Annotated in this window: 10 protein-coding genes and 1 pseudogene; 7 read left to right on the forward strand and 4 right to left on the reverse strand. The window is 64.5% G+C overall.

Features of this window, described 5'->3' with window-relative positions; genetic code table 11:
- Nucleotides 1–144 precede the first annotated feature (144 nt).
- Nucleotides 145–741: a DUF1992 domain-containing protein gene (locus LN996_RS22305; RefSeq protein ID WP_231343266.1), complete on the reverse strand. Its 597-nt coding sequence runs from the start codon at nt 739–741 to the stop codon at nt 145–147.
- A gap of 94 nt (nt 742–835) precedes the next feature.
- Here LN996_RS22305 and LN996_RS22310 point away from each other — a divergent pair, with 94 nt between their 5' ends.
- Nucleotides 836–1420 (forward strand): hypothetical protein, encoded by a 585-nt coding sequence (locus LN996_RS22310; RefSeq protein WP_231343267.1) that lies wholly within the window; start codon nt 836–838, stop codon nt 1418–1420.
- Between the two features lie 116 nt (nt 1421–1536).
- Here the strand turns inward: LN996_RS22310 and LN996_RS22315 are convergent, their stop codons facing one another.
- Nucleotides 1537–3834: a bifunctional SulP family inorganic anion transporter/carbonic anhydrase gene (locus LN996_RS22315; RefSeq protein WP_231343268.1), complete on the reverse strand. Its 2298-nt coding sequence runs from the start codon at nt 3832–3834 to the stop codon at nt 1537–1539.
- 257 nt (nt 3835–4091) lie between these two features.
- Here LN996_RS22315 and LN996_RS22320 point away from each other — a divergent pair, with 257 nt between their 5' ends.
- Genes LN996_RS22320 through LN996_RS22330 form a run of 3 tightly spaced genes read left to right on the forward strand, consistent with a single transcriptional unit; the run spans nt 4092 to nt 7257 of the window.
- On the forward strand, nt 4092–5168 hold the full coding sequence (locus LN996_RS22320; RefSeq protein WP_231343269.1) for an acyl-CoA dehydrogenase family protein: 1077 nt from the start codon (nt 4092–4094) through the stop codon (nt 5166–5168).
- Nucleotides 5162–6520, forward strand: coding sequence for a bifunctional PIG-L family deacetylase/class I SAM-dependent methyltransferase (locus LN996_RS22325; protein ID WP_231343270.1), 1359 nt, complete (start codon nt 5162–5164; stop codon nt 6518–6520). The genes LN996_RS22320 and LN996_RS22325 overlap by 7 nt, the downstream gene beginning before the upstream one ends.
- The gene (locus LN996_RS22330) at nt 6517–7257 is read left to right on the forward strand and encodes a glycosyltransferase family 2 protein (RefSeq protein ID WP_231343271.1); all 741 of its coding nucleotides are present in this window, start codon (nt 6517–6519) and stop codon (nt 7255–7257) included. Before LN996_RS22325 ends, LN996_RS22330 begins: the two co-directional genes overlap by 4 nt.
- A 45-nt stretch (nt 7258–7302) precedes the next feature.
- On the opposite strand, the gene LN996_RS22335 is transcribed toward LN996_RS22330, so the two are convergent.
- Complete coding sequence (locus tag LN996_RS22335; RefSeq protein WP_231343272.1) at nt 7303–8244, reverse strand: LysR family transcriptional regulator; 942 nt, start codon at nt 8242–8244, stop codon at nt 7303–7305.
- 120 nt (nt 8245–8364) lie between these two features.
- On the opposite strand from LN996_RS22335, the gene LN996_RS22340 reads away from it, so the two are divergent.
- The 3 genes and pseudogenes from LN996_RS22340 to LN996_RS22350 all read left to right on the forward strand — a co-directional run.
- The gene (locus tag LN996_RS22340) at nt 8365–9357 is read left to right on the forward strand and encodes a DUF1852 domain-containing protein (protein WP_231343273.1); all 993 of its coding nucleotides are present in this window, start codon (nt 8365–8367) and stop codon (nt 9355–9357) included.
- Between the two features lie 20 nt (nt 9358–9377).
- Complete coding sequence (locus tag LN996_RS22345; protein WP_231343274.1) at nt 9378–10424, forward strand: methionine synthase; 1047 nt, start codon at nt 9378–9380, stop codon at nt 10422–10424.
- Nucleotides 10425–10426: 2 nt separating this feature from the next.
- A pseudogene (locus LN996_RS22350) lies at nt 10427–10978 on the forward strand (flavin reductase family protein); the annotation flags it as partial.
- A 216-nt stretch (nt 10979–11194) separates the two neighbouring features.
- Here LN996_RS22350 and LN996_RS22355 read toward each other — a convergent pair.
- Nucleotides 11195–11773, reverse strand: coding sequence for an adenylate kinase (locus LN996_RS22355; protein ID WP_231343275.1), 579 nt, complete (start codon nt 11771–11773; stop codon nt 11195–11197).
- Nucleotides 11774–11942 lie beyond the last annotated feature (169 nt).

Here is an 11942-nt window from a genome sequence, read left to right on the forward strand (position 1 = left end):
GCCCCCCCCGCGCGGGGGCCAAAACCCCCCCCCCCCCCCCCACCCCCCCCCCCCGCCCCACCCCCCACCAAAAAAACCCCCCCCCCCGCGGGGGCCCCGCCCCCCCCCCGGGCGGCTGCTGTTGTGCGCCCCCACCCAACTGGGTTAGCCGGAGCCGTTCCAAAGTCGCTGCCACCACGTTCGCTTGGTGTCCGGTGCGGGTTCGGGCTCAAGAGGAGCCACGGCTGCCCGGCGCTCACGCCAACGTTCCAGTTCACCGTCCACATCGCGGAGCTTGGTGATCACCGGAGGGCCTCCCTGCAATTGCCGCCGTGCCTCGATCACGCGTTTGTTGAAATCCTCAAGAATGTCCCGGACCTGTTTGTCCGTGTACTGCTGGTCCAGCTTCGCGTCGAGTTCGGAGTCCTCGATCCGCAGCAAAATGGCCGGAGGGCCGATGCCGCTGAGCCGTTCGCGCTGGATGAGGCCTTTGACCCACCAGTCGGGATCGTAGTGCTCCCCCAGCCCTGGGATGGGTTTTCCCGCGTACTTGAGGTTGTCGAATTTGCCTTGCTGCATGGCGTCGCGGATCAGGTATTCAGCGCGGGCAGCGTCGTCCACCTTCCGGCGCTTGTCACGTTCCTCGGCATCCGCAGCTTCGAGCTCTGCGTCCTCCTGGGCGCTGCCACCCCATCCACGCACTGCCCTTAGTTCCGCGCCACGCTCAAGCTTTCGCCTGAAGGCGTTGTTCCCGGCATTCACGTTCAGCCACCTCCTCGCCCGACAGCCCTCGCCTGCCGGACATCATGGATCTGGGTACAGTATTCCGCACGTTGGTGCCCGTTAGCATAGGGCGATGGAGTCCTTCACATGGTCCAACGCCACCAACGAGTCCACAGAGACCAAGGTAGCCGTGCTCCTGCCGGGATCGGGGTACCCGGTTGAGGGCCCGGTCCTTTTCTGGGTTGGCGAAATGCTCGCGGCGTTGGGTTGGCATGTCCAAGCGGTCAGGTGGACTGCCGATGACGAGCCCGGAGTTGCCCCGCATGCTTTCGTGGCGCGGGCGGCGGAGCAGGCTTTTGCCGCCGCCCCCGCAGCAAGCCAGCGGTTGGTGGTTGCAAAGTCCTTCGGGACCTTGGCGATTCCTTGGGCCGAGGAAACACAGACGGCAGGTGTCTGGCTCACGCCGCTGCTGACAGACACGACCGTCCGGCAGACAATCAGCCACACGGACAAGGCCGACCTTTTCATCGGCGGATCCGAGGACAAACTCTGGGATGGTGGTCGAAAGTCGGAAACTACGGGGACGTTCGTGGAAATCCCGGGCGCAGACCATTCCCTCCAGATCCCGAATAACTGGCGGGCTTCGCAGGCGGCCCAAGCAAACGTGTTCGCGAAGATCGAGGAGTTTGTTAAGGGCCTACCGGACGCCGGCGCCTGAGCCCGTACCGCCACCACCCACTTTGAAGGCGAACCAGCCCCGACGCGCCGTCAGAGTGGCGTGTCGGGGCCTGTCCATAGCTCAAAGTTGGTGGTGGCGCACCGCAACCACAGGGTCTAACGGGCAGCCATGCTCGGATCCAGCTGCTCGATTCCCTCAGGCGTCACCAGCACCACCCGGGCGGTGCAGATGTCATAGAACAACCCCGTGGCCTGCACGTGACCGGAGGCAAGGGCAGGGCCGGTGACAGGGTGCTCCTCCAATTTGCGGAGCTGCAGAGCAATGTTCACCATGCTCAGTTGGTCGAGCCGGCTGTAGCCGTCGGCGTCGGCAGCGCGGGCAACAGGGTGGCCGGCGAGCAACGCCGAGTAGCTGGGACGCGCATGCTCCAGCCAGGAATCGAATCCCGCGCCCAGGGCAGGTGCAGAACCCTCAGCATCAGCAATGACGGCTTTCATCGCACCGCAATTGGAGTGCCCGCAGATCACGATCGAGTCCACGGACAACGCTTTGACTGCGAAGGACAGCGTTGAATCAATGGAGGCATCCCGGCCGTCGCTGCACACCACGTTGCCAATGTTGCGGAGCGTCAGGAGGTCACCCGGTCCGCTGCTGGTGATCAGGTTGGGGTTGACCCGTGAGTCGACGCAGGCAACAAACAGCGTGTCAGGGTTCTGTCCCTCGGTGAGGTCCTGAACCAGTGGCCTGACCTTGTCCGCGTGGCGACGGTGGTACTTGTCGATGCCCAGGAGGACTGACCGCAGCGGCAGCCGCCCGCCGTCGTCGTCCCCTGCCGGGGTGACCGCCTCAGCAGGCAGCCAGGACGTGCGCGGCGGCAGCGGGAATTCACGCGGATCCTGCCGCTGGGGAGTGTTGTCCTCGGCATCGGTGAAGGCGGTGGTTCCGTGTTCCTCCAGCACCACCGAGGCGCCGGTGTTGCGGTGCTGCTTCTGCCAGGCCACCAGCGCTTCGCGGAAGGCGTGGTCCAGGTAGTCGGCGTTGAGTTCCACCACGGCGTCCTGGCCTTCGGGTATGGAATGGAGGACGCGGTTGAGCCGGGGCAGGGCGAAGAAGCTGCACGATCCGGCGATGGTGACGCGCCACGGCAGGGTCGAACCGGCGGGCGCGTGGGCATTGATCTGCGCCCGGAGAACGCGCCACAGCACACACAGGGCGGCGAGGGCCAGGCCGATCATGACGCCTTCGAGCAGGTTGAGGACCACGACGCACACCAAGGTGACGCTGTAAACCAGGAGCTCGCCGGTGCGGAGGCTGGTACGGATGTCGGCGACCTTGATGAGCTTCGCGCCGATGACCAGCAGGAGGCCGGCCAGCACGGACAGCGGAATGAGTTGGATGAGCCCGGCGAACAGGGCGGAGAAGACGAGGACCCAGACGCCGTGCAGGATGGCGGAGGTGCGGCTCGCGGCCCCGGCTTCAACATTGGTGGCGCTGCGGACGATCACGCCGGTCACCGGGAGGCCACCGAGCATGCCCGAGACAACGTTGGCGGAGCCTTGGCCCACCAGTTCGCGGTTGAGGTTGGTGCGCGAGCCGCCGTGCATTTTGTCGACGGCGACCGCTGACAGGAGCGATTCGATGCTCGCGATCAGGGCCACGGTAATGACGGCCATGCCCGCTGCGCGCCAGTTGCCGTCGGGCAGGCTTGGCAGTGCGATGGCGTCGAAGATGGAGCCGCTGAAACTGATGCGCTCAACGTTTGGAGCCACCGCCACGGACAGGGCAGTGACGGCGACGACGGCGGCCAGCGGGCCAGGCACTTTTCGCACCGCTGCCGGCAAGTACTTCCAGGCCATCAAGATGGCTACAACGGCAAGCCCCAGCAACGCCGAGTGCAGCTCCACGTTGGTGATGGCCGCTGGCAGGGCCGTTAGGTTTTCGACGGCGGACCCAGCAGCTTGGCCGCCGAGCAGCACGTGGAGTTGCTGCAGAATGATGGTGATGCCGATGCCGGCGAGCATCGCCTTGACCACCACGGGCGACACTGCCAGCGCGGCCCGGCCGATGCGGCTGACACCCATCAGTAACTGCACGACGCCGGCGCCGACCGTGATGGCGCATGTCACCGCCCAGCCGAATTCGTCCACGAGACCGGCAACGACGACGGTCAGGCCGGCTGCGGGGCCGCTCACCTGCAGTGGGGAACCACCAAGGCTGCCTGCGACGATGCCGCCGACCGCTGCGGCGATGAGCCCGGCCATGACGGGGGCTCCGGAGGCGGCGGCAATGCCCAGGGAAAGAGGGAGTGCGACGAGGAAGACTACGAGGGATGCGGGAAGGTCCGCTCCGAGGTTGCTGAGGAAGCTTGGCTTGGCTGCAACATTGCCCGGGTTCTTTCCCGGCGGGCTGTGGGAGTCAGTGGGGACGGTAGCGGAATCGTTGGGCTGCGGCATGGTGATCCTTGAGCTTGGGAATGCTGACCCTTCCAAGCTACGGAACTTGTCACCGTTAATGACAACAAGATGTGACAAGCGTGACAAAAGCTGTGAAGATGCGCTTCATGTTGGGACCCACGGGAACTTTCGTGGGGGTGGAGCGCGTTGGGGCGTTCCGGGTCGTGAGCCAGGCTGACGACGGCGGGAACCTCCCGCCGTCGTTCATTTGCCTTCCGCACGCATAACCTAAGGTTACTTAGTTTAGGCTTGGCATCATGAGCAACACCGAATGCCAGTCCGTACGCATCAGTTCCGAGCCCGTTCAACTGCAGGCGCTCGAGCCCATGCTGGAAAAGGTGCGGGAAGCCGTGGGCGATGTCCCTGCACTGCTTGCCATCGCCAAGGAAATCGGGCTGACGGCCCCGAAGCCCGGCGAGGGAAACACCGCCAAGCTCTGGGAGCTCCTGGCCTCAGTCACAGGCGTGGACGTGGCGGCCGGGCGGGTGCTTGAGCCTCACTTGGACGCCGTTGCGATTCTGGAGCAGGCCGGAAATCACAACCATCCGGAAGGCGTCTGGGGAGTCTTCGCCGCCGAAGGCCCCGGCCTGAAGCTCGAGGCAAAACGCGACGACGCCGGGAATTACGTCCTCAACGGATCCAAACCGTGGTGCTCGCTCGCCGCCCAACTGGACGGTGCCGTGATCACCGCGCACACCGAGGACAACAACCGGGCCGCCTTCGCCGTGCACCTCAAAGACCCCGGAGTGTCCTGCGAAACACCGCCGTGGACCAGCCGCGGCCTCCAGGAAATTCCCAGCGGCACCGTCCACTTCGGCCAAGTCCCCGCAACCCCTGTTGGCGGAGAGAACTGGTACTTCAAGCGACCCGGCTTCGCGTGGGGCGGCATGGGCGTTGCCGCGTGCTGGCTTGGCGGAGCAGTTGCCGTTGCCCGGGATTTCAAGACCGCGCTGGCGAAGGGCGCGGACAACGGCAGGGAACCGGACCAAATCGCCCTCGCCTCCTTGGGTGAGGTGGACAGGATCATCACGTCCGTCACCGGGTACCTGGCCCAAGCGGCAGAGCGAATCGACGCCGGCGAACTGGACAGCGGCGCTGACACGAACGGCCCCAGCGCCTGGAGCGAAGCCCTTCGCATCCGCGGAACGGTAGCCGCCGCCGTCGAGCGTGTCCAAACAGTGGTGACGCAAAACCTCGGCCCCGCGCCGCTGGCGTTCAACGAAACGTACGGCAAGCGTATGGCGGACCTGTCCCTGTACATCCGGCAGCATCACGCCATGCGCGACGACGCCCAGCTGGGCGGGCTGACACTCAAGGGAGACCGGACATGGTGACGTTCTCGCACGCAGACACTGGTACGTCCGAGCAGCAATGGGCCGCGGCCGGGGTTGCTGCCCTCCCCGAATTACCGCTCGATACAGCCGAACTCGCGGCCCTGACCTTCGTGGTGGTGGCCGCGCATCCAGACGACGAAACGCTCGGCGCCGGCGGCTTTCTGGCCAGACTGCACGCGGCCGGGGCCGCGATCGAACTGGTCCTCTGCACCGCAGGCGAGGCATCGCATCCGGACTCGCAAACCACGACGCCGGAACAGCTTGCCGCTGTCAGGCTCACTGAATTCGACACGGCGGTGTCCGGGCTGGCACCCAGGGCGACCTGGCGGTTTCTGGAACTCCCGGATGGGCAATTGGCAGCAAACGCAGACCGCATAGAAGCAGCAGTTCGGGAGACCACCGCGGGGATACAGCCCGAAAACGTGGTCATCGTGGCCCCCTTTCGCGCCGACGGCCATACAGACCACGACACCCTCGGCAAGGTCGCCGCGGACCTCGCCGCACAAGAAGGCTACGGACTTCTGGAATACCCCATTTGGTACTGGTTGTGGGCAGGAACTGGGGACACCACCTGGAATGGTTGGGTACGCGTGCCCCTGAGCCAGGAAGAACAACAAGCCAAGGCCAAAGCGATGCGCGCCCACGCCTCGCAAACGGAACCGCTGTCAGGGCGACCGGGCGATGAGACGCTGCTTTCCGGGACGTTCCTGGAGCACTTCGAGCGGCCATGGGAAACGTTCGCCTGGCACCCCTCCCATGCCGGCACCAACAGCGCCGCGGACGCCGAGCGGATCTTCGACGAGGTCCACCGCCGCGAAGAGGACCCTTGGAGCTACACCACCAGCTGGTACGAGCGCCGCAAACGGGCACTGAGCCTGGCTGCCTTGCCCCGCGAAAGCTACGAGTCCGGATTGGAACTGGGCTGCTCCATCGGCACCCTCAGCGAAGAACTCGCCCGGCGTTGCCGGACATTCCTGGGAGTGGACGCCAGCAGCGCAGCCTTGGCCCAGGCAGCGGAGCGCCTGGCGACGTACCCTTCCGCGGAGGTCAAACACCTGGTTATGCCCCAGGAGTGGCCGGAGGGCTCGTTTGATCTGGTGGTCCTGTCCGAGACCGGCTACTACTTGTCACCGGAAGAACTCACCGAACTCCTGGCTCGGATCCAGGCCTCCACCACGCCCGGCGGAACACTGCTTCTGTGCCATTGGCGGCATCCGATTTCCGGCTGGGAGTTGGACGCCGAGTCGGTGCATGCCATGGCCCGCACCCACCTCGGCTGGCCAACCCACGGGCTCTATCAGGAGAAGGACTTCATGCTGGAAGTCTTCACAGCACCGGACACTTCGCCATGACGGACCTTCAAACCATTACCAGCGTCATTGTGGTGATCCCGGCCCACAACGAGGACCGGCATATCGGCAAGGCCCTCGCGGCACTCAAGACAGCAGCGGACGCCTTGCAGCGGGAGCGACCGGGAACCAGCGTTTCCATCGTCGTGGTCCTGGACTGCTGCACGGACCGCTCCGCTGACATTACGGCAGCGTACGTTTCCGCCGACCCCCGTTTCGGCGCCGTGGACGTGAAAATGCGGAGTACCGGTGCCAGCCGCGACGCCGGCATCCGGGCCGCCTTGGACCGCATGCCCGGAGACGGAACAGCGACCACCTGGTTGGCGACCACCGATGCCGACTCCGCGGTCCCGGAACACTGGCTGGTGCGGCAAGTGGAGCTGGCCAACGCAGGAGCCGACGCCATCCTCGGCTCGGTTGAACCAGACCCCGACGACGTAGATCCGGCAGTACTGAGGCGCTGGCTGGAGCTACACCCGTTCCGCGAGGACCACCCCCACATCTATGGAGCCAACCTGGGCATCAGGGCTTCGGCGTATCTCGCGGCGGGCGGGTTCCCGAAGGTGCGGGCCCACGAAGACCGGGTCCTTGTGGAACAGCTCCGCGGCCAAAGATTCGTGGTCACCGCGACGGACACTACCCGGGTGGTGACCTCCGGGCGGATGCAGGCCCGCGCGCCGGAGGGTTTCGCGGCCTACCTTCGCACCTTGGGCGCGGAACTTCCGGCTGCGACGGGCTAAGCGTCCAATCACTGAAGGGGTAATGACCCGCCCGCTCAACTGCGGTCAGTCGAGCAGCGCTACGCCGAACTCAGCGACGACGGCCCGCAATTCCCTGAGGTAGTGCTGCGCTTGGTCGGTGAGCGGAATCGCTGCGTGCCCGATCCAGCCGATCTCGATGCGTTCGTCAACGTCGAGCGGGATGGCGACGATCTCCGGGTCGAGCTGCCCGCTGATGATGCCCGTCGAGATCGTGTAGCCGTGGAGCCCGATCATGAGGTTGAAGATGGTGGCACGGTCAGAGACCCGGATCTCCTGCTTACTGGACATGGTGGAGAGAATCTCCTCCGCGAAGTAAAAAGAGTTGTTCGCACCTTGATCGAAGGTTAGCCGCGGCAAGCCGGCGAGATCATCGAGGGTCGCACGCTCTTTTAAGGCGAGCGGGTTGTTCCGTGAAATGAAAATGTGCGGATCGGCGAGGAAAAGCGGAGTGAACGCGAGCCCGGATTCCCGGAGCAGCTTGTCGATGATCTTCCGGTTGAAATCGTTCCGGTAGAGGATGCCGATCTCGCTGCGCAGCGTCCGGACATCCTCGATGATGTCCCAGGTGCGGGACTCACGCAGCGAGAACTCGTATTCGGCCACATCAGAGGCCTTGACCATCCGGACGAAGGCGTCCACCGCGAACGAGTAGTGCTGCGTTGACACCCCGAGCAGGCGTCGCCTCGGTGGCCTGCCAAGGTAGCGCTGCTCGAGGAGAGCGAACTGCTCCACGACCTGCCTCGCGTAGCCGAGGAACTCTACCCCGTCGGCGGTGAGGGTTACCCCGCGGGCGGAGCGGACCAGGAGAGCACGGCCCACCCGGGCCTCAAGATCCTTCATCGCTGCGGACATTGTCGGCTGCGCAACGTAGAGAAGATCGGCAGCCGCGGAGATCGACCCCTCAGCGGCAACTTCAATAAAATAGCGGAGCTGCTGCAGGGTCAGTCCGCTCGAAAGCTGGGGCATAGGAAAAGTCTATATGAATGCATAGTAATGCCTAGTTACCCGATACCTTCGGGAAGGCTGCACCATGGATACATCACCTTCTGAAAGGCCGTCTCCGGCCCATCAACGGATTGGCAGCACATGGCAGACGACTTCACCTTCAGCATCAGCACGACCCGCTTCGACGAGGACTACTCCCCGTCGGAGGGCTCCCGGATCACGACGAATTTCGCCAACCTGGCGAGGGGCGAGCACCGCCAGGAGAACCTCCGCAACGCCTTGACCATGATTCGGCGCCGCTTCAACGATCTCGCAAGCTGGGACAACCCGGACCGGGACCGTTACACCCTCGAGCTTGAGATCGTTTCCGTGCAGATTGAGTTCACTGCGGAAGGTACGGATCAGCAGTTCCCGCTGTTCGAGGTTCTCGACATCCAGATCGTTGACCAGCTGAACGGGGTCCGCCACCAAGGGATCGTGGGGAACAACTTCTCCTCCTACGTCCGTGACTTCGACTTCAGCGTCGTGCTGCCAGCGGCAGCAGCGGAGTCAGGCAAGCCCACCGTTCCCGGGGACTTCGGCGATCTTCACGGCAAACTGTTCCAGCAATTCCTCGATTCCCCGGCATGCCAGGAACGCTTCCCGCAGCCGCCAGTGGTGTGCATCAGCGTCTCCACGAGCAAGACGTACCGGCGAACAGAGAACCGTCACCCAGTCCTGGGCGTCGAGTACCAGCAGGACGAGTTCTCGCTGACGGACGCGTACTTCGCAAAGATGGGGCTGCAGGTCCGCTACTTCATGCCACGCGGCAGCGTAGCGCCGCTCGCCTTCTATTTCCGCGGCGACCTGCTCAACGACTACTCCAACCTCCAGCTCATCGGCACGATCAGCACCATGGAGACGTTCCAGAAGATCTACCGCCCGGAGGTCTACAACGCGAACTCCGCCGCCGCCGTCGTCTATCAGCCGAGCCTGGGAGAGCAGGATTACTCGCGGACCCAGATCGCCTACGACCGCGTCGAGCGCAGTCAGCTCGCGATCACTCAGGCGAAGTACACGGAGGAACACTTCATCACGCCCCACAAGGATCTATTGGACCAGTGGACCGCCAAATACCCCGCTCTCGTCAACTGACCCACGGAGAATCGTCAATCATGAACACACTTTTGCCCACCACCGTTGTCGGAAGCCTGCCGAAACCATCGTGGCTCGCACAGCCGGAGACTCTGTGGTCCCCGTGGAAGCTGGACGGAGATACGCTGATTGAGGGCAAGCAGGATGCGCTGCGCATTGCCATCCACGAGCAGAACCGACGCGGTATCGACATCGTCAGCGACGGCGAGCAAACCCGCCAGCACTTCGTCACGACCTTCATCGAGCATCTCAGCGGGGTCGACTTTGAACAGCGCAAGACCGTGCGCATCCGCGACCGCTACGACGCAAGCGTGCCGACCGTCGTCGGAGCGGTGCGCCGCGAGCAGCCGGTATTCGTCGAAGACGCGAAGTTCCTCCGCGCAACCACAGACAAGCCGATCAAATGGACTCTTCCCGGTCCAATGACCATGGTGGACACGCTCTACGATGACCACTACAAGAGCCGCGAGAAGCTGGCCTGGGAGTTCGCTGCGATCCTGAACCAGGAAGCGAAAGAACTGGAAGCGGCCGGTGTGGACATCATCCAGTTCGACGAGCCCGCGTTCAATGTCTTCCTCGATGAGGTCAAGGACTGGGGCGTGGCTGCGCTTGAGAGAGCGGCAGAAGGGCTGCGTGTGGAGACAGCCGTGCATATCTGCTACGGCTACGGGATCAAGGCGAACACTGACTGGAAGGCGACGCTCGGCTCACAGTGGCGGCAGTACGAGGAAACGTTCCCGCTGCTGCAGAGCTCCAGCATCGACATCATCTCGCTGGAATCCCAGAACTCCCACGTGCCCATGGACCTCATCGAGCTCCTCCGCGGCAAGAAAGTCATGCTCGGGGCAATCGACGTCGCAAGCGAGACCATCGAGACCCCGGAGGAAGTCGCTGACACCCTTCGCAAGGCCCTGCAGTTCGTCGATGCGGACAAGCTCATCCCCAGCTCCAACTGCGGCATGGCACCGTTCCCCCGGGACGTGGCACTGGCCAAACTGAGTGCCCTCAGCGCAGGGACGAGAATCGTTCGCGAGGAACTCGAGCGCTCCGCGCACAAGGTGTCCTAACGATGTTTCATGCCTATCCCACCGACACTTGGCTCGGGGCTCCGAAGAAAACCTTCCCGCAGTCCCTCTCGGCCGACGACTTCAAAGCACTGTTCCGTGGCCACCCGGGAGGTGTCGCCGTCATCACGGCGGATGCCGGCGAAGGACCGGTGGCTCTGACGGTATCGTCGGTGGTTTCAGTGAGTGCGGAACCTCCGTTGCTGATTTTCTCGGTCTCGGCACTGTCCTCAGCGTCCGAGGTGCTTTCACGCGCCGAAACCGTCGTCGTGCACCTGCTGGACGCGCACGACGTCGACTTGGCGAAGTTTGGAGCGACCCCCGGCGCCGACCGCTTTGACCAGACGCACCGCTGGTCGACCCTTGAAACCGGCGAAGCGGTGTATGACGACGTCCGTGCCTGGGTGCGCTGCGCCGTCATCAATCGCATGGAGGTGGGGACCTCCACAATCATCGCCGTTCACGCCCTGGAGTCCCGCGTGATGCGTGACATCGAAGCGGGCGAACCCGGCGACGCCTTGGTCTACCACAACCGTTCATGGCACCGTCTGGGCGAGATTCCCACGCTTGGGGGCTGCGCGCGGCCCAAACCATGCTATCCCCCACCCCGACGGGGCCCCGCGGGCGGGTGCAAACCCCCCGCCGTCGTCCTCGTTAACATTGGCGCGTCCATCGACTTCCTGAAGGGCCCGGATGCAACCCTGTTCTGCACGCATGCGACGCTTCGGTTCCCAACCCCGCACATTGGCCGCGAAACACCACGCTGCGACCGGCTAAGCCGCCAGCGCCCCTTCGACGGCGGCAATGGCGGCCTGCGTAATGGTTTCCCGCTCGCCGGATCCGTCCACGGTCAACAGAATCCCGCGCTTCGAATAAGCCGTCAGGACTGGCTGCGTCTCGTCCCGGTACAGCTCCAACCGACGCTGGATCACGGCTTCGGTGTCATCGCTGCGGCCTTGCTCGTGAGCACGGCGGAGCATACGGGCCAGCAGCTCGCTGTCCGAGGCCGTGAGCGCCAGGACCACTTCCAAGGGCTGCCCCCGAACCGCCAGCATCTCGTCCAGGGCTCCGATCTGAATCACCGTTCGCGGGTAGCCGTCCAGCAAAAACCCGTCGCCGGCATCGGCTTCTTCCATACGCTGCTTGAGCATGTCCGTGGTGACGTGGTCCGGTACGAACTCACCCCGATCCATATACTCGCCCGCCTCCAGGCCGAGATCCGTTTTGTCCCGGACGTGGGCGCGGAAAAGATCGCCTGTGGAAATAGCGGGGATCCCAAAATGCCTGGCGATGTGTTCCGCCTGAGTGCCTTTACCGGAACCCGGAGGGCCCATGATGATCAATCGCGCCATGACACTGGTCCGTTTCGAGAGGCAGCCGGGACTTAAACCATACGCCGACGGCCGGGGGGGGGCCCCCCCCGGGGGGGGGGGCCCGGGGCGCCCCAGCGGGGGGCCCCGGCTTGGGGGCGGGGGGCCCCCGCCCGCGACGACCCGAAGGTCACGCGCCGCCTGGTGAAAC

This window comes from Arthrobacter sp. AK01 (assembly GCF_021109375.1).
Classification (GTDB): domain Bacteria; phylum Actinomycetota; class Actinomycetes; order Actinomycetales; family Micrococcaceae; genus Arthrobacter.